The following is a 23,386-nucleotide window of genomic DNA, read 5'->3' as shown; positions in this document are numbered from 1 at the left end:
GGTTACTCGGCCTCGAGCCGGGCCTGGCGGTCCGCCGCCTGCAGCGCGTCGAGCAGGGCGTCCAGCTCGCCGTCGAGGACCTGGTCGAGGTTGTGCGACTTGAAGCCGATGCGGTGGTCGGCGATGCGGTTCTCGGGGAAGTTGTAGGTGCGGATCCGCTCGGAGCGGTCGACGGTGCGGATCTGCGCGGCCCGGGAGTCCGACGCGGCGGCCTCCGCCTCCTCCTCCTTGAGGGCCTGCAGCCGCGCGGCGAGCACCTGCATGGCGCGGGCCTTGTTCTGCAGCTGGGACCGCTCGTTCTGGCAGGTCACGACGATGTTCGTGGGGAGGTGCGTGATGCGCACGGCGGAGTCGGTGGTGTTGACGCCCTGGCCGCCCTTGCCGGAGGACCGGTAGACGTCGATGCGCAGGTCGGACTCGTCGATCTGCACCTCCTCGACCTCGTCGGGCTCGGGGTAGACGAGCACGCCGGCGGCGGACGTGTGGATGCGGCCCTGGCTCTCGGTGGCGGGGACTCGCTGCACGCGGTGCACGCCGCCCTCGAACTTCATCCGGGCCCACACGCCGTCGATCGACCCGTCGGCGCCGGGGCCGCGGGACTTGATCGCGAACGTGGCGTCCTTGAAGCCGCCGAGGTCGGAGTAGGTGGCGCCGAGGGTCTCGACCTTCCAGCCGCGGCGCTCGGCGTACCGCAGGTACATGCGGGCGAGGTCGCCGGCGAACAGGGCCGACTCCTCGCCGCCCTCGCCCGACTTGACCTCGAGCACGACGTCGTCGGAGTCGTGCGGGTCGCGCGGCGCGAGCAGGTCGGTGAGCTGCTGCTCGAGCGCCTCGATCTGCTCGGTCAGCGCGGTCACCTCGTCGGCGAAGGACGCGTCGGCGGCGGCCAGCTCCTGGGCGGCGGCGCGGTCCTCGCGGGCGGCCTCCAGCTTGCGGTGCGTCGCCATGATCGGCGCCAGCTCGGCGAAGCGCTTGCCCACCTTGCGCGCCGCGCCCGCGTCGTTGTGCAGCGCGGGGTCGGACATCTGCTGCTCGAGACCGGAGTACTCGGCGAGGATGTCGTCGATCGCGGAGGGGGACGAGGCGCTCATGGCGGCGGGCCTTTCTCGGACGGGGCGTCAAGACGGTGCGGGGACGGGTGCCCGTGAAACGCGCCGACGCCCGGCCTGCGGGGCAGGACGGGCGTCGGCGGGACAGCTACTCGGAGGCCGAGGCCTTGCTCGGGCGCTTGCCGTAGCGCTTCTCGAAGCGAGCGACGCGGCCGCCGGTGTCGAGGATCTTCTGCTTGCCCGTGTAGAACGGGTGGCACTGCGAGCAGACCTCGACGTTGATGCGGCCGTCGGCCTTGGTGCTGTGCGTCTCGAACGTGTTACCGCAACCGCAGACAACGGTGGTGGCCACGTAATCGGGGTGGATCCCCTGCTTCATGATTGCCGTCCTTCTCGTTCTTGGTCGCCGGGTCGCCCCTGGCGTGCGCCAGGACCGTGAACCGGAACCCATACCGACGTTCCAGTATGCCAGAACGCACGGGGCTTCGAGAAATTCCCGGGTCCCGGTGACCGCGGCCGCCGTGGTCACGATGCGGCCGACGTTTGGCGGTTGACTGGCGCGCCGTAAGCCGGCCGGTGTTAGCTACGAGCTGTCACCAGACCGGCGCCGGGAGCGAAGCGAGCGGGCCGAGTTCTCGAGTAATCCGGGAGTGAAGACGTGAACGAGTCAGCCAATGGACCTGCGGTGGAGCCCGCCGGGACCGTGATCGGCGGGTACGTCGTGGAGCGCCTGCTGGGCGCGGGCGGCATGGGCGCGGTCTACGCGGCGCGGCACCCGCGGCTGCCGCGCGTGGACGCCCTGAAGGTGCTCCCCACCGCCTTCTCCCACGACCCCACGTACCGGGCTCGGTTCGAGCGCGAGGCCGACATGGCCGCGCGGCTCGACCACCCGAACATCGTCCCGGTGTACGACCGCGGCAACGACGACGGCCGGCTGTGGATGTCGATGAAGCTGGTCCCGGGCCGGGACGCCGCGGCGCTGCTCGCGAGCAACCCGAGCGGCCTGCCCGTCGACCAGGTGCTGACCATCGTCGACGCGGTGGCCGCGGCGCTGGACTACGCGCACACCCAGGGCCTGCTGCACCGCGACGTCAAGCCGGGCAACATCATGATCGACACCACCGGGTCGTCGCCGCGCGTCATGCTCGGCGACTTCGGCATCGCGCGCCAGCAGCAGGAGCACAGCGATCTCACCTCCGTCGGCATGGTGGTCGGCACCCTCGACTACGCCTCGCCGGAGCAGCTCAGCGGCGACCCCGTCGACGGCCGCAGCGACCAGTACAGCCTCGCCGGCACGACGGTGCAGCTGCTCACCGGCGCGAAGCCCTACGGCGCGAGCAGCGGGACCGCCGTGATCCGCGACCACCTGATGGCGCCGCCGCCGGCGCCGTCGCGGCAGCGCCCGGGCCTGTCGCCCGCGATCGACGCGGTGATCGCGCGGGCGATGGCGAAGTCGCCGCAGCAGCGGTACGCGACCTGCCACGACTTCGCGCAGGCCCTGCACGCCGCGGCGGCGGGCGCCTATCCGCAGCAGGGGCAGGCACCGTCGAACCCGACGGCGCGGGTCGCGACGCCGCCGCCCGGCGCGGGCTTCCGCCCGGCGACTCCCCCGCCGTTCCAGGGCGCGCCTTCGCAGCCGTTCGCCCGGCCGTCGGGCCCGATCTCCAACTCGACCGGCCAGGTCCCGGGCCCGCAGGGCACGTGGCAGGGCGGGCCGGTGGGCCTGGCCGGGCCGGCGCCGCAGCAGGGCGGCACGAGGAAGGGCGTCGTGGTCGGCGCGATCGCCGCGGTCGCGGTCGTGGCGGTGGCCGCGATCTCGATCCTGGTGTTCAGCACGAGCTCCGACGAGGCCGTCGCCTCGCCGACGAGTAGGAGCAGCGCACCCGTCACGACCAGCACCACGACGCCCGCGAACAACCTGTCGACGGTGCGGGACGGCTACATCGACCCGTGCCTGCTGCCGGTGTCCGCGATCACGGCCCTGGGGATCAGCCCGCTCGCGGACGACCCTGGCCAGCGGTCGACGGAGGCCGGCGCGAAATACGCGTGCAAGGGCTCCGATTCGAAGGCCAGCAACGCGGACGTGAAGTTCGCGACCTTCGTCACGTCGAACTCGTGGGAGACGGGGACGCCCGTCTCCGTCTCCGGATCGACGAAGTGGCGCTCCTTCACGGTGCCGAGCACCAACACCTCGACGCCGGACTACTGCATCACCGCGTACAAGTCGCTGTCGAACGGCGTGCTCTACATCGGCTTGCAGAAGGTCGGCAACCGCGACTGCAACCGCGGCGCCGAGATCGCCGCGGCCATCACGCAGTACCTGCCGCAGTAGTCCCCGCACAGGCGAACGGCGCCCCACTCCCGAGGGAGTGGGGCGCCGTCGTCGGCCTCGCCGGCGTCAGTCGTTGTCGCCGAAACCGCTGTTCTTCTGCACGGTCATGAGGAACTCGATGTTGTTCTGCGTCTTCTTGAGCTGGCTGATCAGCAGGTCGATGGCCTGCTGGCTGTCCAGCGCGGCCAGCAGGCGGCGCAGCTTGTTCACCACGGCCGCCTCGTCGGGGGCCATGATGAGCTCGTCCTTACGGGTGTTCGACGCCGCGACGTCGACCGCCGGGAAGACGCGCCGCTCGGAGATCTTGCGGTCCAGCTTGAGCTCGGCGTTGCCCGTGCCCTTGAACTCCTCGAAGATCACGGTGTCACCGGTGGAGCCGGTCTCGACCAGCGCCGTGGCGATGATCGTCAGCGAGCCGCCGTTCTCGATGTTGCGCGCCGCGCCGAGGAACCGCTTCGGCGGGTACAGGGCCGTCGAATCGATACCGCCGGAGAGGATGCGGCCCGACGCTGGGCTCGAGTTGTTGTAGGCGCGGCCCAGGCGGGTGATCGAGTCGAGCAGCACCACGACGTCCTTGCCGCCCTCGACGAGGCGCTTGGCCCGCTCGATGGCCAGCTCGGCGACGGACGTGTGGTCTGACGGGGGCCGGTCGAAGGTGGAGCTGATGACCTCACCGCGCACGCTGCGCTGCATGTCGGTGACCTCTTCGGGCCGCTCGTCCACCAGCACGACCATGAGGTAGCACTCGGGGTTGTTGGTGGCGATCGCGTTGGCGATGTCCTGCAGCACCGTGGTCTTACCGGCCTTCGGCGGGGCGGAGATCAGCGCGCGCTGCCCCTTGCCGATGGGCATGATCAGGTCGATCACGCGGGTGGTGAGGATGTTCTGCGCGGTCTCGAGGCGCAGCCGCTGGTTCGGGTAGAGCGGCGTGAGCTTGTTGAACTCGGGCCGGTTCTTCGCCGAATCGACGTCCTGGCCGTTGACCGAGTCCAACCGCACCAGCGGGTTGAACTTCTGCCGGTTGTTCTGGTTGCCGCGGCCGCCCCCGCCGCCCTGGTTGCCGCCGCCGTCGTTGTTGCCCTCGCCGTCGCGGGGCATCTTCACGGCGCCGGTGATCGCGTCGCCGCGGCGCAGGCCGTTGCGGCGGATCATGTTCATCGACACGTAGACGTCGTTCGGCCCGGCGATGTAGCCCGACGTGCGCACGAAGGCGTAGTTGTCGAGCACGTCGAGGATGCCGGCCACGGGCTGCAGGACGTCGTCCTCGCTGACCTGCGGCTCGCTGTCGTTCTGGCCCCGGTCGCGGCCGCGGCGGCGCTCGCGGAAGCGGCGCCCGCGGCGCCCCGTGCCCTCACCGTCGTCGTCCGGGCCGTTGTTCTGGTTCCGGTTGCCCTGGCCCTGGCCGCCCTGGTTGTTGCCCTGATTCCGCTGGCGGTCGCCCTGCTGGCGATCGCCCTGCTGGCGGTTCTCGCCGTCCTGGTTCTGGTTGCGGCGCTGGTTGCGCTCGCGGCGCTGGCCCTGCTGCTGGCCCTGGTCGCCCTCGGTCTTCGGGGCGTCGCCCTGGGGCGCGTCGGCCTGGGCGCTCGCGTCGCCGTTGTCCGACGGTGCGCGGTCCGCCTTGGCGGCCCTCTCACCCCGAGGCGCGCGGGCCTGGCGGCCCTCGGTCTTGGGCGCTTCGGCCTCGGCCGCGGGGGCGCCGGCCTTGGGGGCGTCGGCCTTGGGCGCGTCGCTCGTGGGGGCGTCGCCCTTGGGCGCCTCGCTCTTCGGAGCGTCGCCCTTGGGCGCCTCGGCCTTCGGAGCGTCGCCCTTGGGAGCGTCGGCCTTCGGGGCCTCGCTCTTCGGCGCGTCGGCCTTGGCCGCCTTGGGCGCGGCCTTGGCGCCGGCGCCGCCGTGGTCGTTGATCGCGGCGATGAGATCGCCCTTGCGGAGGCCGGAGACGCCCTTGATCCCCAGCTCGCTCGCGATTCCTCGCAGCTCGGCCAGCACCATGCCGTTGAGGCCCGAGCGACGCCGCTCGTCGGCCCGCGTGGTGCTGACCGTGGCGGTGGCCGTCTCCGGGCTGGTGGTCACGTCCGTTTCGGTCACGGAGTTCCTTTCAATTCCCTCCTCGCGCAGCGCGAGAGCAGGGGCCTACCGTGCTCGCCGGGCTGTCCTGCGGTGATACACAGGTGCTTTCGCGGGCGACGCACGAATGACGAAGGTGCTTGTATGCGCTTCGGCTGCCGGGCCCGCGTTTCCGGCGGGGGCATGGATGTCTCGGCCTGATGTGGAGACCGGCGCGCCACCACGTCCGAAGCTGGTTGCTGATGGGCGTGGAAATGGCTAAGTGCCGAAGTAGCGTCCGCTCATTCGTCGGACACTATTGCCATGATAGCGCGGGTCCCGGCGCCCGGCAATCACCGCCCCCGGGTTTCCCCATCCGCGCACACATCCCGCACGCGCCGCGTGCGGATCAGCTGCGGACGACCCCGTCGGCCACGGGCAGTTCCCGCACGGTGAAGCCGGCCTCGGTGGCGGCGTCGGCGAGGCGCGTGGGCAGCGCCTGCGGGGTCAGGGCCAGGACGGTCGGCCCGGCGCCGGAGATCGCGGCGGCCACACCGGCGGCGCGCAACCGCTCGACCAGCGCGGACGACTCCTTCATCGACGCGGCCCGGTACCGCTGGTGCAGCCGGTCCTCGGTGGCGTCGAGCAGCAGGTCCGGGTGCGCGGTGAGCGCGAGCACCATGAGCGCGGCGCGCGAGGCGTTGAACGCGGCGTCGGCGTGGGGCACTAGCCGAGGCAGCATGCCGCGGGTCACCGAGGTGGAGGACTGCACATCGGGGACGAAGGCGTAGGCCCGGATGTCGGGGTGCACGTCCACGCGGCGCGCCCCGTAGTGCAGGGGCGCCGACGGTGCCGCGCTCGCCGCGGCGTGGTCGCGGTAGCCGGCCACGTCGGGGACGGGCACCGCGGGCACGGTCCAGGACACGACCGCGCCGCCGAGCACGCTCGCGGAGGCGTTGTCCGGGTGCCCCTCGAACTCGGAGGCCAGCTGGACCATCTCGTCGGTGGTGAGCCCGCGGGGCGCGTCGGCGTCGGCGGCCAGGGCGGCGGCGGCCGCGATCCCGGCGACGGCCGCGGCGGCCGAGGAGCCGAGCCCGCGCGAGTGCGGGATGCGGTTGACGCAGGTCAGGCGCAGCCCGGGCGCGGTGACGCCGAGGTGGGTGAGGGTCCGGCGCAGCGCGACGACCACGAGGTGACGGTCGTCCGTCGGCACTTCGTCGGCGCCCTCCCCCGTGATCGCGACGGTCAGGTCACCGTCGGTTTCGGGGTCCACGGTCTCGACGGTGACGTCGTCGTAGAGCCCCAGCGCGAGGCCGAGGGTGTCGAAGCCGGGGCCGAGGTTGGCGCTGGACGCCGGGACGGTCACGGTGGCCTTCAGGCCGACGGGCAGGACGAGCGGGGCGTTCGAGGCGGGTGACACGGCCGCGGCTACTCCGTCAGGCCCATGGCGGAGGCGACGGCGACGGGGTCGATGCCGACGCGCGCGATCTCGGGCAGGCTGCTCAGCGCCGTGTCGGGGTCCTTGAGGCCGTTGCCGGTCACGGTGCAGACCACGGTGGAGCCCTTCTCGATCCAGCCGTCCGCGGTGGCGGCGAGCAGGCCGGCGACGGACGCGGCCGACGCGGGCTCGACGAAGACGCCCTCGGTCTTGGCGATGAGGCGGTAGGCCTCGAGCAGCTTCTCGTCGGTCGCGGCGCGGAACTGGCCGTTCGACTCGTCCTTGGCGGCGACGGCCTGGTTCCAGGAGGCGGGGCTGCCGATGCGGATGGCGGTGGCGATGGTCTCGGGGTCCTTGACCGGGGCGCCGTTGACCAACGGCGCGGCGCCGGCGGCCTGCACGCCGAGCATCCGCGGGCGCGATCCGCTGATCCCGTCGGCGAAGTACTCGCTGTAGCCGCGCCAGTAGGCGGTGATGTTGCCGGCGTTGCCGACGGGGAGCGCGTGCACGTCGGGCGCCTTGCCGAGCGCGTCGACGATCTCGAAGGCCGCGGTCTTCTGGCCCTCGATGCGCACCGGGTTCACCGAGTTGACCAGGGCGATCGTGTCGAACGTGGCGGTGGTCTTGCGGGCCAGCTCGAGGCAGTCGTCGAAGTTGCCGTCGACCTCGATGATCGTGGCGCCGTACATGACGGCCTGGGCCAGCTTGCCCATGGCGATCTTCCCCGCGGGCACCAGCACGGCGCACTCGATGCCGGCGATGGCGGCGTAGGCCGCGGCGGAGGCGGACGTGTTGCCGGTGGACGCGCAGAGCACGCCCTTCTTGCCGGTGGCCTTGGCCTCGGTGACGGCCATGGTCATGCCCCGGTCTTTGAAGGAACCGGTGGGGTTGAGGCCCTCGACCTTGAGGTGCACGTCGCAGCCGGTGAGCTCGGAGAGCGCCGTGGCGGGCAGCAGCGGGGTCGCGCCCTCGCGGAGGGTCACGGGCGCCCAGCCGGGCTCCCACGTGTCGCACACGGGCAGACGGTGCCGGTAGGCCTCGATCAGCCCGGGCCAGGGCTGGTGCACGGCGTCAGTCATTGGTTCCCTCCAGACGGAGCACGGAGGACACGGCGGTCACCACGTCCAGGTTCTTCAGGGCCTCGACGGTGGCCGAGAGGGCCGCGTCCGGTGCCTTGTGGGTGAGGATCACGAGCCGCGCGCCCTGGTCCGGGGTGTCGGCCTGCTGGCGGACCGTGCTGATGGACACGCTCCGCGCCGAGAACTCGTTCGCGACGGCGCTGAGCACGCCGGGACGGTCCGCCACCTCCATCGCCACGTAGTAGCGGGTGAGCACCTCGCCGATCGGCGCGATGGGCAGCTTGGCGTACGCCGAGTCGCGCGGTCCGCGGCCGGAGACGACCTTGTTGCGGGCCGCGGCGACGAGGTCGCCCATGACGGCGGACGCGGTGGGGGCGCCGCCCGCGCCGGCGCCGTAGAACATGAGGCGGCCGGCGTTCTCGGCCTCCACGAAGACGGCGTTGTAGGCGCCGTCGACGCTGGCGAGGGGATGCTTGACGGGCACCAGCGCCGGGTAGACGCGCGCCGAGACCCGCTGTGCACCTTCGGCATCGGTGAACTTCTCGCAGATCGCGAGCAGCTTGATGGTGCAGTCGAAGGCCTTGGCGGCCTCGATGTCGGCGGCGGTGACGCCGGTGATGCCCTCGCGGTGGACGTCGTCGGCCTTGACGCGCGTGTGGAACGCGATCGACGCGAGGATCGCGGCCTTCGACGCGGCGTCGTAGCCCTCGACGTCGGCGGTCGGGTCCGCCTCGGCGTAGCCCAGGCGGCCCGCCTCGGCGAGCACGGTCTCGTAGGCCTCGCCCTTCTCCGCCATGTTGGAGAGGATGAAGTTGGTGGTGCCGTTGACGATGCCCGCCACCAGCTCCACGCTGTCACCCGCGAGGGACTGCTGCAGCGGGCGGATCACGGGGATCGCGCCGGCCACGGCCGCCTCGAAGTACAGGTCGGCGCGGGCCTTGTTGGCGGCGTCGGCGAGCTGGCCGGTGTACTCGGCGAGCAGCGCCTTGTTCGCGGTGACCACCGACTTGCCGGCCTTGAAGGCGCTGAGCATGAGCGAGCGGGTGGGCTCGATGCCGCCCATCACCTCGACCACGATGTCGACGTCGTCGCGGCCGACGAGCGCCTCCGCGTCGTCGGTGAGCAGGCTCTTCTTCAGGCCGAGGGCCTTCAGGCCGCGGTCCTTGCCGGTGTCGCGCACGGCGATCCCGCGGATGACGAGGTTCGCGCCGACGCGCGCCGCGAGGTCGTCGGCGTTCTCCACGAGAATGCGCGCCACCTCGGTGCCCACGGTGCCCATGCCGAGGAGGGCGACGCCCAGTTCCCTCTGCTGTGCGGATTCGGTCATCAGAGCACCTCCAGGCTCACCAGGTCGTCCACGGTCTCCCGGCGCAGGATGAGCCGCGCCGCGCCGTCCTTGACCGCCACCACCGCGGGTCGCGGCTGCATGTTGTAGCGGCTGGACATCGAATAGCAGTAGGCCCCCGTGGCGGCGACGGCCAGGAGGTCGCCCTCCGCCAGGTCGCCGGGGGTGACGGTGTCGCGCACCACGATGTCGCCGGTCTCGCAGTGCTTCCCGACGATGCGGGACAGCACGGGCGCGCCCTGCGGGTCGCGGCTCGCCACGACGGCGGTGTACTCCGCGCCGTACAGGGCCGTGCGGATGTTGTCGCTCATGCCGCCGTCGACGGAGACGTAGCGCCGGAACCCCTGCGCCGCGGCCCCGTCCGACGCGGAGGCGGCGTCGACCGCGACGTCCTTGATGGTGCCCACTTCGTACAGCGTGATCCCGGGCGGCCCGGCGATGGCGCGGCCCGGCTCGACGGCCAGATGCGGCGTCGCCAACCCCAGCGCGGCGGACTCGGTCTCGACGATGTGCCGCAGCTTGGCCGCGAGATCCGCGACGGGCGGCGGGTCGTCGTGCGAGGTGTAGGAGATGCCCAGCCCGCCACCGAGGTCGATGGTGCCCAGCTGCGCGGTCTTCTCCGCGCCGAAGCGGGCGACCACGTCGCGCAGCAGCTCCAGCACGCGGCGGGCGGCGATCTCGAAGCCGTTGACGTCGAAGATCTGCGAGCCGATGTGGCTGTGCAGGCCCACCAGGCGCAGGTTGTCGGCGGCGAACACGGCGGCGACCGCCTTCATCGCCGGGGAATCGGACCCGTTCGAGGCCAAGGAGAAGCCGAACTTCTGGTCCTCGTGCGCGGTGGAGATGAACTCGTGGGTGTGCGCCTCGACGCCGGGCGTGAGGCGGATCAGCACCTCCTGCACCGCGTTCCGCTCCCCCGCGACGGCGTCGAGCCGCGCGATCTCGGAGAGCGAGTCCACCACGACGTGGCCGATGCCGGACTCGACGGCGTAGTCGAGCTCGGCGACCGACTTGTTGTTGCCGTGCAGCGCGATCCGCTCCGCGGGGAAGCCGGCGCGCAGCGCCACGGCGAGCTCGCCGCCGCTGCACACGTCGAGGTTCAGCCCCTCGTCGCGCACCCAACGGGCGATCTCCATGGACAGGAACGCCTTCGAGGCGTAGTGCACCGCGGCGTCCTCGCCGAAGGCCTCCCGCATGCCGCGGCAGCGGGCGCGGAAGTCGTCCTCGTCGATCACGAGCAGCGGCGTGCCGAACTCGGCCGCGAGCGCGCTGACGGGCACCCCGGCGACGGAGACGGCACCGTCGGCCTCCCGGCGCGCGTGGGCGGGCCAGACGGCCCGGTCCAGTTCACTCACGAGTGGTGGCCTCTCACATCCGGTCGGGTGCCGAAACACCCACGAGCGCCAGGCCGTTCGCGAGCACCTGGCGGGTGGCGGCGCACAGCGCCACGCGGGCGCGGTGCAGATCGGTCGGCTCCTCGTCGCCCAGCGGCAGCACGCGGCACTCGCCGTAGAAGCGGTGGTACGCGCCGGCCAGCTCCTCGAGGTAGCGCGCGATGCGGTGCGGCTCGCGAAGATTCGCGGCACCCGCGGCCACCGCGGGGAACTCCCCGAGGGTGCGCACGAGGTCGCCCTCGCGGGCGTGGTCCAGCAGGCCGAGGTGCTCCGTCGACGCCTCGATGCCGAGCTCGGCGGCCGAGCGGGCGATCGCCGAGAGCCGGGCGTGCGCGTACTGCACGTAGTACACGGGGTTCTCGTTGCTGGCCTGGGCCAGGAGGTCGAGGTCGAGGTCGATGGAGGTGTCCACCGAGCTCCGCACCAGCGAGTAGCGCGCAGCGTCGACGCCGACGGCCTCGACCAGGTCGTCGAGGGTGATGACGGTGCCGGCGCGCTTGCTCATCCGGACGGGCTTGCCGTCCTTGACCAGGTTCACCAGCTGGCCGATGAGCACCTCGATCCGCGCGGGGTCGTAGCCGAGCGCGGCGGCGGCGGCCTTGAGCCGGCCGATGTAGCCGTGGTGGTCGGCGCCGAGCATGTAGATCGCGAGGGAGAAGCCGCGATCGAACTTGTGCTTGATGTAGGCGATGTCGCCCGCGATGTAGGCGGCGTTGCCGTCCGACTTGATGACCACACGGTCCTTGTCGTCGCCGTAGTCGGTGGCCTTGAGCCACCACGCGCCGTCCTGCTCGTACAGGTTGCCGTTGTCCTTGAGCTGCTGGACGCTGCTCTCGACGAGGCCCGAGCTGAACATCTCGTCCTCGTGCGTGAACACGGCGAAGTCGGTGCCGAACTCGTGCAGGGTGCGCTTGATGTGCGCGAACATGAGCTCGACGCCGTCGGCGCGGAAGGCCTCGATCCGGTCGGCCTCGGGGAGGTCGAGGATCCCGGGGCGCCCCGCGACGACGGTGGCCGCGATCTCGCCGATGTAGTCGCCGGCGTAGCCGTCCTCGGGCGTCGGCTCGTTCCGCGCGGCGGCGTCGAGCGAGCGGGCGAAGCGATCGATCTGCGCGCCGTGGTCGTTGAAGTAGTACTCGCGGGTGACCTCGGCACCCTGCGCCTCGAGCACGCGGCCCAGGCTGTCGCCGACCGCGGCCCAGCGGGCGCCGCCCAGGTGCACGGGTCCGGTCGGGTTGGCGGAGACGAACTCGAGGTTGATGAGCGCACCGTCGAGCGCGGTCCCGTGCCCGAACGCGCCGGCCTGCTCAAGGATGCTCGCGACGAGCTGGTTCTGCGCGTCCGCGGCGAGGCGGATGTTGAGGAAGCCGGGGCCGGCGACGGTGGCCTCGTCGACGCCGTCGGCGTTGCCGAGCGCCGCGGCGAGCCAGGTCGCGAGATCGCGCGGGTTGACGCCGGCCTTCTTGGCCACCTGCATCGCGACGTTGGTCGAGTAGTCGCCGTGCTCGGGGTTGCGCGGCCGCTCGACGATGACGCGTTCGGGCAGCACGGAAGCGTCGAGGCCGCGCTCGGTGAGCACGGTGGTCGCGGTGGCGTGCAGGAGTTCCGAAAGGTCAGCGGGAGTCACCGGTCCATCCTAGGGTGCGCCTGACCGCCCGGTTTCCGCCGGGCCTGCCCTATGCGCTAACCTTGCTACGCCCTGCGCCCCCGTAGCTCAGGGGATAGAGCGTTCGCCTCCGGAGCGAAAGGCCGCAGGTTCGAATCCTGCCGGGGGCACTTTCATCTGCGCCGCTGAGGCACTGCCTCGCGGGCCTCTCCCACATTTCGTAGAGCGCACGCGCGTGCGCGCAGTATCGCAGGCGGCGAATTCGATACGCTGAAGATCCTGTCCACGATGGACCGAGTCGCCCCGACGTCTGGAGCCGACGTGCTGAACCGACGGATCTTCGCCGACCCGCCGCGGCCGCTCTCCGAGCGCGAGCTGTGGAACGCGCTCTACGAGGCGCGCCGCGCCGCACGGCAGTCGCGCAACACGCTCCGCACCGCACGCGGGCAGTACCGGCGCTACCGCGGGCGCCTCGGCGGCGGCCCCTATCTGGATTGGCCGCGCTGGAAGGCCGAGTACGACAAGACCTACCGCACCACCGGGCTGCCGATCCCGCGCGGCGACGACAGCGTGCCGCCGCCTGTGTCCTGAGCCCCGCGCCGGCGATGCCGGCGGGACGGCACAGTGATCCAATGGATAGGTGACCGAACCACTCCCCGATCCCCCGCCCCGCGTCGCGCGGGTCCGCTCGCTCGTCTTCGCCGACGGTGCGCCGGTCTGGCGGTGGCGCGCCGGCCTGCGGGCGGCGGCCGCGGTCGGAATACCCGGGGCGTTGCTCGTCGCGGCAGGACACGGCGGGTCCGCGCTGTTCACGACGTTCGGCGCCTTCGCCGTGTTGTACGGCGAGGGCCGCGCCTACCGGGTCCGCGCGCAGGTGGTCGCGGCTGCGGGGCTCGCGCTGCTGGCGTCGGTGGCCCTCGGGGCGACGATCGGGTGGGCGATGCCCGCGGGCGGCGTCGTGCTCAAGACCTGCGCCGTGCTGATGACGGTGCTACCCGCGGTCGCCGCCGTCTTCGTGGTCGACGGCCTGCGCCTCGGCCCGCCGGGCGCGCTGTTCTTCGCCCTCGTGGGGTCGGGCGCGTTGATCGCGGTGGAGTCCGGCGCCGATCCCGCGATGCTGGTCGCCGGCGCCGCGCTGGGTGCGGTCTCGTCGGTGCTCGTCTCGATGTCCGGAGCGCTCGTCGACCCGTCGGCGCCGCAGCGGGAGGCCGCGGGGCGCGCGATCGGTGCGGTGAACGCCTACCTCGCCTCCGACGCTCCGCCGTCCGCGGAGCGCCGGCACGCCGCCGGGTCCGCCCTGGTCGCGGCGTGGTCGACGATGGACGACGCGCGGGCCGCCGATCGCCCCGCCGACGCACCGGTGCTGGCCGACCTCCGGGATGCCAACCGGCGCTTCGCCGCCGCGTCCTCCGACGACGCGGACACGGAGGCCGATCCGACGCGCGCGGTCACGACGTCCCGGCTGCGGCCCACGATCGCCTATCGGCTCCGCCGCTCGCTGAGCCCGTCCTCGCACGCGGCGATCACCGCGGGCCGGGTCGGCGTCGCGTGCATCGTGGCGGGCGGAGTGAGCCTCGCCCTCGGATTCGAGCGGCCGCACTGGGCCGCGATCAGCGCCCTCGTGGTGCTGCAGACCGGCGTCGACCGGGTCCATGGAACCGTGCGGGCGCTGCACCGGTTCCTGGGCACCGCGGTGGGCCTCGTCCTGTTCGCGGCGCTGCATGCGGCCGCACCGCAGGGCTACGCCCTCATCGCGGTGGTCGCGGTGCTGCAGTTCTCCATCGAGATCCTCATCGTCCGCAACTACGCCGCGGCGGTCGTGGTGATCACGCCGGTCGCCCTGCTGGCGAGCGGGGCCGGCATGACCGGCGGCGCGGCGGGCCCGGTGATCCGCGACCGCTTGCTGGAGACGCTGGTCGGCGTGGTGATCGCGCTGCTCGCGATGTACCTGCTGGACCCGGGCGCGCACCGTCGGACCTTCGCTTGGACCGACCGCCGGATCCGCAGCGCGGCCGTCGAACTCGCCGACGTCGCCGCGCCGGCGAGCGCCCCGCCCGCCCGGGAGGCGGCTCGCCACCTGCACTTCGAGTTGGAGGGCGGCGTGCGCGCGGGCATCGATTCGATGCACAACGAGCCCGCGTGGACGGCGGAGCGATGGCCGGCACGCGCCGCGCTGGTGCACGACGGCTACGACCTCGCCTCCGCGTTCTGGACGGCCGCGCCGGACGCACCGCTCCCCGACGGGGCCGCCTGGCGGGGCCGGTTCTGACTTCTCAGGCCGCGCGGACATCGTCGTTCGACGGTGCGCACCAGGCGGTGTCGGCATCGTGGTCGGCGAGCAGGCGCTCGAGGAGCGGCGGGCCGTGTGGACCGTCGAGGATCCTCGCGATCGCCTCGTGGTCGGCGGAGGAGTCTTCGGATTGGCGACGAAGATCCTGCTCGGCCCACGCGTCCCGGAACTGCGCGCACCGGGTACGCCAGCGCGCGAGCGCCTCGCGGTGGAGCTCCCGGGCGTGGTGCCGGTGGTTGACGCGGTGGACGCCGGCGGGGTCGGCGCCGCGGCGCCAGCCGGTCCGCCCCGCGTACGGCTCGCCCTGCGGGATCGTGATCGTCTCCCACCCGCGCGGGTTCTCCGTGAGGTCGGGGACGACCTTGCCGTGGTGGGCGTCGCAGGCGAGGGTGAGCGCCGTGATGTCGGTGGCGCCCCCGTCGGCCCATTCGGTGATGTGGTGGACCTGGCACCGGGTCGCGGGTGCGTCGCATCCGGGTGCGGTGCAGCCCTTCTCGGCGCCGTACAGAGCGATTCGCTGATCCGCGGAGGCGAGACGCTTCTCGCGGCCGAGGAACAGCGGGCGCGAGGCGAGGTCGAGCAGCAGGACGTACTTGGGGTTGGCTCCCATCATCCGCAGCGCGTCCTCGACGGGGAGCCTGCCGCCCGTCGCGGTGGTCGCGATCCCCGTCTCGGATTCCAGTTGATCGATCCCCAGGGTGATGATCGGGATGCAGGGCAGACCCCGATGGCTGCCGAGCTCGCCCGAGCCGATCGCCACGCCCAGCGCGTGCGCCAGCGCATCGTGGTTGCGTTGCGCGGCGGTGCGCTTGTCCCGCGCGGCGGCGTCGCGGATCGCGTCCGCGTCGCCCAGGTCGACGGGAGCCGCAGCATCGTCGGGATTCACGACACCCGGGCGAGCGAACTTCTCCAGCACTGCGTCGAGCAGGGCGCGACACTCGGGCGAGAGGGCACCGCCGATGTCGGACATGAGGTCGTCGCCCTGGGCGCTCACGGTCAGCTCGCGCGAGCGGCGGATGCGGTCCTGGTCGGGTTCCGCCCCGTCGGGATCGAGGAGAGCGACCGCGTGCTTGCCGATCACCACGATGTCCTCCGGCGGAACGCTTTCCGCCGCCGTCACGAGGATCTCCTCGAGATCGTCCAGATCGCTGCCGTTCAGCCGGTAGCAGGTATCGAGGATGCGCCCCATCGCGGTCGCGTGCCGCTCGGAGATCCGGCCCTCGCGCTGCGCCTCCGCGATGAGTTCGTACCTGGGTTCCGGCGCGAAGCCGCGGGCGTGGCGCGGCACGCGGTTGTGCGCGCCGTGCATCCGATCGCGCGCCTCTGCCCCGGCGAGCCGCAACTGGTCGACGAGGAGTTCCTTCAGGCCGGTATAGCCGAGCTCCGCGGGCAACCCCTGCTCGAAGGCGACCCCGGCCAGGAGGTTCTGGCTGTATGGAACCGTGCGTGCGGCCGTCTCCAGCCGGCGAAGGCTGTCGAGCACCTGCTGTGAGGACAGCATCACGGGATCGGCAGCGGCGAGTCGGTCCGTCACCTGTTCGAACATCGCGAGTGCGTCGAGATACTCTTCTGCCGTAATGACACTCATCGCGATCACCCCCTGAACCGATACCTCGATCCTACGGCGACGTTCGACCTATTACCACACACTCGAATGTTCATTCTGCACGCAGCCGGCGCAGTGTCGAGAGCGACACGGAGAACTGGCCGTTGGACTGCACCGGCCGTTCGGCGACCCGGGCGATCGGCCCGTAGTACACGAGTTCGGGCGCACCGCGCAGGTCCAACCTCAACACGAGGAGGTCGTCGGCCTCCTGGTGCGACGAGGCGCGCAGCGCCACGCTCGTCCCGTAGGTCGCCTTGATCTCGACCTTCCGACCGTCGCGGTCGACGGCGTCGTACCCCTTGGTGGACGGCGGCGCCAGCGTGAGCCCGTACTTCGACGCCGCCAGCACCTCCCCCAACGTGCCGACGAGGTGCCCGTCCGGCGTGAACCGGCGACCGTGGATCTCGCCGAGTTCGGCGGTGATGGCATGCAACTGTGCGACGAGCTCGGTGGTGCGGTCCATGCGCCCAGCCAAGCAGAGGGTCAGCGCTTGCGGGAGATCTCCATCCCGCCGTTGCCGGGCACCGTCACCGAGGTGAACGGACCGTCAGGATCGCGGACGAACCCGAGGTAGTCACGGTACTCGGAGGCGGCACCGACGACGTTGTCGCACACCACGAGCGCCCCTGGCCGAAGGTGCGGCGTCACCAGGCGCAGCGCCGGGAGCGCCATCGGCGTCCAGATGTCCACGAGCATGAAGTCGATGGGGCCGGCCAGGTCGACGAGGGTCTCCCGCAGGTCGCCCTCGCGGATCTCGACGTACTCCGCGACGCCGGCCTCCCGCAGGTTCCGCAGCGCACGCTGCACCTTCCCGGGTTCGTGCTCGGTGCCGATGACCACGCCCTCCCCGCCCTCGGCGAGGTTGTCCCGCACCGCCGCCGCGAGGTAGATCGTCGAGACCCCGAACGACGTGCCGGCCTCCACGATCCGCGTCGCGCCGATCGACCGGCACAGCATGTGGATCAGTGCCGCCTTCGCCGGCGCGATCGCGACCAGCTTGTCGGCCACGAACTCCTTGCCCGCCTCGCCCTGCGTGAAGTCGATGGTCCGCTCGCGCAGCAGGGACACCGCCATGCGCCGCGCGAGCCCCGGCACGTTGGCGATGATCTGCTTCTTACTCTGTGCGTGCAACCGGTTCGCGACGCCTGCGGCGAGTGGATCCAGCGGCGACGGTGCGAGCTTCTCCATGCACCGAGGGTATCGAAATCAGGTTTCACCCAAAAAGATTTCGCCTCTCCCCAGCGGCTGCATCGGCGAGCCACTCGGGTCCACGCGGGACCACCTCGTCCCCGACGAGCACGGCGTCCACTGGTGGGGAACGCCGCTCCCGGGCCGGGGCTAGCCCCGGGGCTGCGGTCTCAGGCCCGACGGTGCGCGACTGCGCGGAACAGCGAGGGTGCCACCCGGCGGAAGACCTCCACCATCACGATCGCCAGCGCGCCGAAGGCGAACCCGATGCCCACCGTCTCGGGATCGCTGATGTCGAGGAAGAACTTCTCCTGCGCCAGCGGGATCGAGAACAGCACCACGTAGAAGGCGACCGAGCCGCCGACCAGCAGGATCTTCCACCAGGTGTACGGCCGCGCCACGATGCCGAGCACCCACAGCGAGCCCACGAGCAGCGTGATCAGCGCGGCGGTCGACGCCTGGATCTGCTCGACGCTCAGCGTCGCCGCCTTCCCGCCCAGCGCCGCCCCGGAGCCGCCCGGGTTCACCACGAGGTAGCACAGGAAGGTCGCCAGGCCGATCCCCACGCCCGACGGCGCCGCGAGCCGCAGCACGCGCCCGACGAACCCGGTCTTGGCGCGCTCGTTGTTGGGCGCCAAGGACATCACGAACGCGGGGATGCCGATGGTGAACCAGGCCGCGATCGTCACGTGGATCGGCTGGAACGGATACGAGATCGGCGCGAAGCCGAAGATCTTGGCGCCCAGGCCGGCCAGGCCGACGAGCCACGCCAGCAGCACGGCGTACACGGTCTTGGTGAGGAAGAGGTTCGCGACGCGCTCGATGTTGCCGATCACCCGCCGGCCCTCGCCCACCACGTAGGGCAGGGTGGCGAACTTGTTGTCCAGCAGCACGATCTGCGCGACCGATCGCGCGGCCGAGCTGCCGGACCCCATCGCCACGCCGATGTCGGAGTCCTTGAGCGCCAGCACGTCGTTCACGCCGTCGCCGGTCATGGCGACGGTGTCGCCGCGCGACTGCAGCGCCTTGACCATCGCCCGCTTCTGGTCGGGGCGCACGCGCCCGAAGGTCACGTTGTCGGTGACGACCTCGCCCAGTTCGTCGTTGTCCGACGGCAGCTTCCGCGCATCCACGGACGAATCGGGTGAGCCCAGGCCCAGCGAGTGCGCGACCGCGCCGACGGAGACGGCGTTGTCGCCCGAGATCACCTTCACGGCGACGCCCTGCGAGTCGAAGAAGTCGAGGGTGTCGCGGGCGTCGACGCGCACCCGCTGTTCCAGCGCGATCAGCGCGCGCGGCACCAGGTTCCCGGGCGCCTCGAGCCCGTCGACCTCGGTGTCCACCGGCACGTCGGTGGAGGCCACCAGCAGCACGCGCAGCCCGGTCGAGCCCAACTCGGTGGCGCGCCGCGCACCGTCGGACTCGGGATCGAGGAGGACGTCGGCGGCGCCGAGGATCCAGTTCCCCTGCGGCGCGGCGCCGTCGGCGAGCGAGATCCCGGACCACTTCTTGGCGGAGCTGAAGGGCGCGACCGCGGCGGCGCGCCAGGCCGGGGCGTCCGGGTACGCCTCGGCGATCGCCTGCACGCTCGCGTTGGGGCGCGGGTCGAGCGCGGCGACCGCGGCGAGCGCGGCCTCGATGCCGGCGCGGTCCCCATCGAGGACGTCGAGCTCCGCGAGGCGCATGCCGTTCTCGGTGAGCGTGCCGGTCTTGTCGGCGCACACCACGTTCACGCGGGCCAGGCCCTCGATCGCGGGCAGCTCCTGCACGAGGCACTTGCGCTGCCCGAGCCGCACGACGCCGACCGCGAAGGCGATCGAGGTCATGAGCACGAGCCCCTCGGGCACCATCGGGACCAGCGCCGCGACCATGCCCAGGATCGCCTGGTTGAGTTCCTGTTTCGAGATCACCAGCTGGTTGAAGACGGTGAGGACGCCGGCCGGGACCAGCAGCCACGTGATGACCTGCAGGATCTTGTCGATACCCGAGCGCAGCTCGGAGTTGACGAGCGTGAACTTGCTGGCCTCGTCCGCGAGCTTCGCGGCGTAGGCGTCGGCGCCGACCTTCGTGGCGCGGTAGGCACCCGAGCCGGAGACCACGAAACTGCCGGAGAAGATCTCGTCGCCCAGCTGCTTGTCGACGGGATCGGCCTCGCCCGTCAGCAGAGACTCGTCGACCTCGAGCGCCTCGAACTCGATCGTCTCGCCGTCGACCACGATCTGATCGCCTGGCCCGATCTCGATGACGTCGTCGAGCACGACCTCCGACTGCCCGACCTCGGTGGCGGCACCGTCGCGCCGGACGACGGGGCGGGCCTGCCCGACGATGGCCAGGGAGTCCAGCGTCTTCTTCGCGCGCAGCTCCTGGATGATGCCGATGCCCGAGTTGAAGACGATCAGCAGGCCGAACAGGCCGTTGATGAGTGAGCCGGTGAAAAGCACCAGCAGGAAGAGCACCCCGAGCATCGCGTTGATGCGGGTGAAGACGTTGGCGCGGACGATGTCCCACGTGCTCCGGCCCGACCGGTTGGGCAGCGTGTTGACCCGGCCGTCGCGTACCCGCTCCGCGACCTGCGCCGCGGTGAGGCCGGACGCGGGGACGCCGGAGGTCGTGTCGGGAGCAGCAGTCATGACCGCGAGTCTAATGACGCCCGGGCGTCCACGACCCTGTGGTGATGCCCGCGACACCCCCGTGTTGTTAGGTTCCCCTCGTGACCGCGACGACGCAGAGCCGCGCCCTGTATCCCCTCTACGCCGCCGGCTTCACCACCGCCTTCGGCGCCCACAGCATCGCCGCGAGCCTCGGCGGGCTCACCGGCTCGGTCGGTGCGCAACTCCTGACCCTCGGGCTGCTGCTCGCCCTCTACGACGGTGCCGAGGTCCTGCTCAAGCCCGTCTTCGGCACCCTCGCCGACCGGATCGGGCCCCGCCCCGTGCTACTCGGCGGCCTCGTGGCCTTCGCGCTCGCGTCGGCGGCGTTCGTCGTCGCGGGCGACGCGGCCTGGCTCGCGCTGGCCCGGTTCGCGCAGGGCGCGGCGGCCGCGGCCTTCTCCCCCGCCGCGAGCGCCATGGTCTCGCGGCTCACGCCGGACACCGCGCAGGGCCGCGCCTTCGGCAGCTACGGCGCGTGGAAGGGCCTCGGCTACACCCTGGGCCCGGTACTCGGCGGCGCGCTGATCTGGGCCGGCGGGTACACCTTGTTGTTCGGCGTGCTCGGCGGCGTCGCGGCCCTGGTGGCGGCGTGGGCCGTCGCGGCGGTCCCGGTGCTCGATCCCCTGCCCCGCCGGCGGCAGACGGTCCTCGACCTGGCGCGCCGGCTCGGCTCACGCTCGTTCCTCCTCCCCACCGCGGCACTCGCGGGTTCCACCGGCGTGCTCGCGGTCGGCGTGGGCTTCCTCCCCGTCGCCGGCTCGGAGCACGGCCTGGGCCCGCTGTTCACGGGCGCGGTGGTGTCGGTGCTCGCGCTGACCGCCTCGCTCGTGCAGCCGCGGGCCGGGCGGGCGCGCGACGCCGGTCGGCTGTCCGACGGTGCCGGTATCGCCTCAGGCCTGGCCCTCGCCGCGCTCGGCCTGCTCGCCGTCGCGATCCCGGGCCCTGCCGGGATCGTGGTGTCCGCCGTCGCGATCGGCGCCGGCGTGGGCCTGGTGACGCCCCTCGGCTTCGCACACCTCGCGCAGGGCTCCCCCAAGGAGCACCTGGGCCAGACCATGGGCTCCGCGGAGATCGGCCGCGAACTCGGCGACGCGGGCGGCCCGCTGCTGGTCGGGGCCATCGCCGCTGCCGCGGGGCTCACCGCGGGCCTCGCCGGACTGACCGTGGTGCTCGTCGTGATCGCGCTCGCCGCGCTCCGCCTGCGTTAGCGTCGTATTCTTCCGCTCATGACCGCGTTCACCGTCACCCGATCCACCGAGATCGCCGCGCCCGCCACCACCGTCTACGGGCTCATCGCCGACCTCCACGAGTGGCGGCTGTGGTCGCCCTGGGAGGGGCTCGACCCGCACCTGCACCGGGAGTACGGCGGACCGTCGAGCGGTCCCGGCGCGACCTACGCGTGGAAGGGCAACCGCAAGGCCGGGGCCGGCCGGATGACGATCTCCGCCGTGGAGCCGGACGCCTCCGTGGACGTGGACCTCGAGTTCCTCAAGCCCTTCCCGGCGCACAACCACGTGCGCTTCGACATCGCCCCGGCGGGCGCGGGCGTGCGGGTCACGTGGACCATGACCGGCGAGACCAGCGGGCTGGCCTCGCTGTTCGGCAAGATCGTGCCGATGGACCGGCTCGTCGGTAAGGACTTCGAGAAGGGCCTCGCGGCCCTCAAGCAGCGCAGCGAGAACACCGGCGCCGGCGACGCCTGAGAACCGGGCGGGCGCGGCACCGTCGGGCCGGGGGAATCCGGCGAATCACCCCCAGCGAGGCGCCCCGCCGGACAGAATGCACGCAATCGTCCGCGCCGCTGCCTGCAAGGAGGCACCATGCCCGCTCGCCCCGCCGTCGACCTCGGATCCTGGATCGCGCGCCGCGCGGCCGTGAGCGGGGACCGCCCCGCCGTCACCTACGGCGACACGACGTGGACCTACCGCGAGCTCGCCGACCGCGTCGACCGGCTCGCGGCCGAGCTGGTGGCGGGCGGCATCGGGACCGGTGACCGCGTGGGGTACGTGGGCTTCAACCACCCCGACTTCCTCACCACGATGTTCGCCGCGTCCCGCGCCGGAGCCGTCTTCGTGCCGCTGAACTTCCGCCTCACCTCGGCGGAGCTGGAGTACATCCTCAGCGATGCGGGCGTGCACACCCTCGTCGCCGACGCCGACCGTGCCGCCGTCGTGGAGCCGGTGCGGGCCTCGTCGGGCATCACGCGCGCCATCGCGCTCGAGCCGGTCGACGGCTGGGAGCAGCTCGGGCCCCTCCTCGCGGCGCGCGCGCCCATCGCCGAGCCGCAGTCGCCGGCGGAGGACGACCTCGCGCTCATCATGTACACGTCGGGCACCACCGGACGCCCCAAGGGTGCGATGCTCACCCACGGGAACATGTTCTGGAACAACATGAACGCACTCCTGAGCCTCGACACGATGTCGACGGACATCAGCCTCGTCGCGGCCCCCATGTTCCACATCGGGGGCCTCAACGTCACCACCCTGATCACCCTGCAGAAGGGCGGGCAGCTGGTGATCCTGCCGGCGTTCGACCCCACCGCCGCGCTGCAGCTCATCGAGCAGCACCGCGTGACGACGATGTTCGGCGTGCCCGCGATGTTCCTGTTCATGAGCCAGGTGCCGGCCTTCGAGACCACCGACCTCTCCAGCGTCCGCCAGTTCACCTGCGGCGGCGCGCCCGTCCCCGAGCCGCTCATCGCGCTCTACAACGGCCGCAGCATCCCCTTCTGCCAGGGCTACGGCCTCACCGAGACCGCGCCGCTCGCCCTCGTCATGGACGTGTACGACACCGCGCGCAAGATCGGCGCCGCCGGCCACCACGTCCTTCCGCTCTCCGAGGTCGCGCTGCTCGGGCCCGACGGTGCCCAGGTCCCCGCCGGGGAGCGCGGCGAGGTCTGCGTGCGCGGCCCGCAGGTCACTCCCGGCTACTGGCAGAACCCCGACGCCACCGGTGCGGCGATCGACGCCGACGGGTGGTTCCACACCGGCGACGTCGGCCAGCAGGACGAGGACGGCTACGTCACCGTCGTCGACCGCGTGAAGGACATGGTGATCTCCGGCGGCGAGAACGTCTACCCTGCCGAGGTCGAGTCCGTGCTGTACCGCCACCCGTCGATCGCGGAGGTCGCGATCATCGGGACGCCGCACGAGAAGTGGGGCGAGGCGGTCACCGCCATCGTCGCCCTCAAGCCGGAGGCGTCGCTCACGCTGGAGGAGGTGCGCGAGTTCGCGAAGGACTCCCTCGCGCCGTACAAGCTGCCGCTGGCCCTGCACCTCGTCGACGCCCTGCCCCGCAACCCCGCGGGCAAGGTCCTCAAGTTCAAACTGCGCGAGCAGGTCTGAGCCACGAGCTCTCGCTCCGCG

General features: G+C 72.0%; 18 protein-coding genes and 1 tRNA gene. 7 read left to right on the top strand and 12 right to left on the bottom strand.

Annotation, left to right across the window (positions count from 1 at the left end; translation table 11 throughout):
* Nucleotides 1–2: 2 nt before the first annotated feature.
* Both prfA and rpmE read right to left on the bottom strand, forming a co-directional pair.
* On the bottom strand, nt 3–1,091 hold the full coding sequence (prfA, locus tag BLW32_RS08035; RefSeq protein WP_068741182.1) for a peptide chain release factor 1: 1,089 nt from the start codon (nt 1,089–1,091) through the stop codon (nt 3–5).
* A 106-nt stretch (nt 1,092–1,197) separates the two neighbouring features.
* The gene (gene rpmE, locus BLW32_RS08030; RefSeq protein ID WP_013125904.1) at nt 1,198–1,428 is read right to left on the bottom strand and encodes a 50S ribosomal protein L31; all 231 of its coding nucleotides are present in this window, start codon (nt 1,426–1,428) and stop codon (nt 1,198–1,200) included.
* A gap of 279 nt (nt 1,429–1,707) precedes the next feature.
* Here rpmE and BLW32_RS08025 point away from each other — a divergent pair, with 279 nt between their 5' ends.
* Nucleotides 1,708–3,381: a serine/threonine-protein kinase gene (locus BLW32_RS08025; RefSeq protein ID WP_139286104.1), complete on the top strand. Its 1,674-nt coding sequence runs from the start codon at nt 1,708–1,710 to the stop codon at nt 3,379–3,381.
* Between the two features lie 66 nt (nt 3,382–3,447).
* Here BLW32_RS08025 and rho read toward each other — a convergent pair whose 3' ends face one another.
* The 6 genes from rho to argS all read right to left on the bottom strand — a co-directional run bounded on the left by rho (nt 3,448) and on the right by argS (nt 12,307).
* Nucleotides 3,448–5,466 (bottom strand): transcription termination factor Rho, encoded by a 2,019-nt coding sequence (gene rho, locus BLW32_RS08020; RefSeq protein WP_068741180.1) that lies wholly within the window; start codon nt 5,464–5,466, stop codon nt 3,448–3,450.
* 367 nt (nt 5,467–5,833) lie between these two features.
* Nucleotides 5,834–6,844, bottom strand: coding sequence for a homoserine kinase (gene thrB / locus BLW32_RS08015; RefSeq protein WP_068524639.1), 1,011 nt, complete (start codon nt 6,842–6,844; stop codon nt 5,834–5,836).
* A gap of 8 nt (nt 6,845–6,852) precedes the next feature.
* Nucleotides 6,853–7,941, bottom strand: a complete 1,089-nt coding sequence (thrC, locus tag BLW32_RS08010) for a threonine synthase (RefSeq protein WP_068741179.1) — start codon at nt 7,939–7,941, stop codon at nt 6,853–6,855.
* Nucleotides 7,934–9,268 (bottom strand): homoserine dehydrogenase, encoded by a 1,335-nt coding sequence (locus BLW32_RS08005; protein ID WP_068524637.1) that lies wholly within the window; start codon nt 9,266–9,268, stop codon nt 7,934–7,936. Before BLW32_RS08005 ends, thrC begins: the two co-directional genes overlap by 8 nt.
* Nucleotides 9,268–10,680: a diaminopimelate decarboxylase gene (lysA, locus tag BLW32_RS08000; RefSeq protein WP_068741178.1), complete on the bottom strand. Its 1,413-nt coding sequence runs from the start codon at nt 10,678–10,680 to the stop codon at nt 9,268–9,270. Before lysA ends, BLW32_RS08005 begins: the two co-directional genes overlap by 1 nt.
* Nucleotides 10,655–12,307, bottom strand: a complete 1,653-nt coding sequence (gene argS, locus BLW32_RS07995; protein WP_068741177.1) for an arginine--tRNA ligase — start codon at nt 12,305–12,307, stop codon at nt 10,655–10,657. Before argS ends, lysA begins: the two co-directional genes overlap by 26 nt.
* A gap of 76 nt (nt 12,308–12,383) precedes the next feature.
* Between argS and BLW32_RS07990 the strand changes: the two genes are divergently transcribed.
* From BLW32_RS07990 to BLW32_RS07980, 3 genes are all read left to right on the top strand, one after another.
* Nucleotides 12,384–12,456, top strand: a tRNA-Arg gene (locus BLW32_RS07990).
* Nucleotides 12,457–12,574: 118 nt separating this feature from the next.
* Nucleotides 12,575–12,877, top strand: a complete 303-nt coding sequence (locus tag BLW32_RS07985) for a hypothetical protein (protein WP_139286102.1) — start codon at nt 12,575–12,577, stop codon at nt 12,875–12,877.
* Nucleotides 12,878–12,926: 49 nt separating this feature from the next.
* Nucleotides 12,927–14,555, top strand: a complete 1,629-nt coding sequence (locus BLW32_RS07980) for an FUSC family protein (RefSeq protein ID WP_068741175.1) — start codon at nt 12,927–12,929, stop codon at nt 14,553–14,555.
* 4 nt (nt 14,556–14,559) lie between these two features.
* On the opposite strand, the gene BLW32_RS07975 is transcribed toward BLW32_RS07980, so the two are convergent.
* The 4 genes from BLW32_RS07975 to BLW32_RS07960 all read right to left on the bottom strand — a co-directional run bounded on the left by BLW32_RS07975 (nt 14,560) and on the right by BLW32_RS07960 (nt 20,000).
* Entirely contained in the window at nt 14,560–16,110 is a 1,551-nt protein-coding gene (locus tag BLW32_RS07975; RefSeq protein ID WP_231857343.1) for an HNH endonuclease signature motif containing protein, read from the bottom strand.
* Nucleotides 16,111–16,234: 124 nt separating this feature from the next.
* On the bottom strand, nt 16,235–16,645 hold the full coding sequence (locus BLW32_RS07970) for a DUF6998 domain-containing protein (protein WP_068524631.1): 411 nt from the start codon (nt 16,643–16,645) through the stop codon (nt 16,235–16,237).
* 20 nt (nt 16,646–16,665) lie between these two features.
* A complete protein-coding gene (locus tag BLW32_RS07965) occupies nt 16,666–17,370 on the bottom strand; it encodes an O-methyltransferase (RefSeq protein ID WP_068741173.1) in 705 nt (234 codons plus the stop codon).
* A gap of 170 nt (nt 17,371–17,540) precedes the next feature.
* Nucleotides 17,541–20,000: an HAD-IC family P-type ATPase gene (locus tag BLW32_RS07960; protein ID WP_068741172.1), complete on the bottom strand. Its 2,460-nt coding sequence runs from the start codon at nt 19,998–20,000 to the stop codon at nt 17,541–17,543.
* Nucleotides 20,001–20,080: 80 nt separating this feature from the next.
* Here BLW32_RS07960 and BLW32_RS07955 point away from each other — a divergent pair, with 80 nt between their 5' ends.
* From BLW32_RS07955 to BLW32_RS07945, 3 genes are all read left to right on the top strand, one after another.
* Nucleotides 20,081–21,229: an MFS transporter gene (locus tag BLW32_RS07955; RefSeq protein WP_068741171.1), complete on the top strand. Its 1,149-nt coding sequence runs from the start codon at nt 20,081–20,083 to the stop codon at nt 21,227–21,229.
* Nucleotides 21,230–21,247: 18 nt separating this feature from the next.
* Nucleotides 21,248–21,724, top strand: a complete 477-nt coding sequence (locus BLW32_RS07950) for an SRPBCC family protein (RefSeq protein ID WP_068741170.1) — start codon at nt 21,248–21,250, stop codon at nt 21,722–21,724.
* Between the two features lie 117 nt (nt 21,725–21,841).
* Nucleotides 21,842–23,365, top strand: a complete 1,524-nt coding sequence (locus BLW32_RS07945) for an acyl-CoA synthetase (protein WP_068741169.1) — start codon at nt 21,842–21,844, stop codon at nt 23,363–23,365.
* Nucleotides 23,366–23,386: the final 21 nt, after the last annotated feature.

The organism is Tsukamurella tyrosinosolvens (genome assembly GCF_900104775.1).
In the GTDB taxonomy this organism is placed as follows: domain Bacteria; phylum Actinomycetota; class Actinomycetes; order Mycobacteriales; family Mycobacteriaceae; genus Tsukamurella; species Tsukamurella tyrosinosolvens.
The sequence above is the reverse complement of the archived record's forward strand: the minus strand, read 5'-3'. Positions and strand labels throughout refer to the sequence as shown.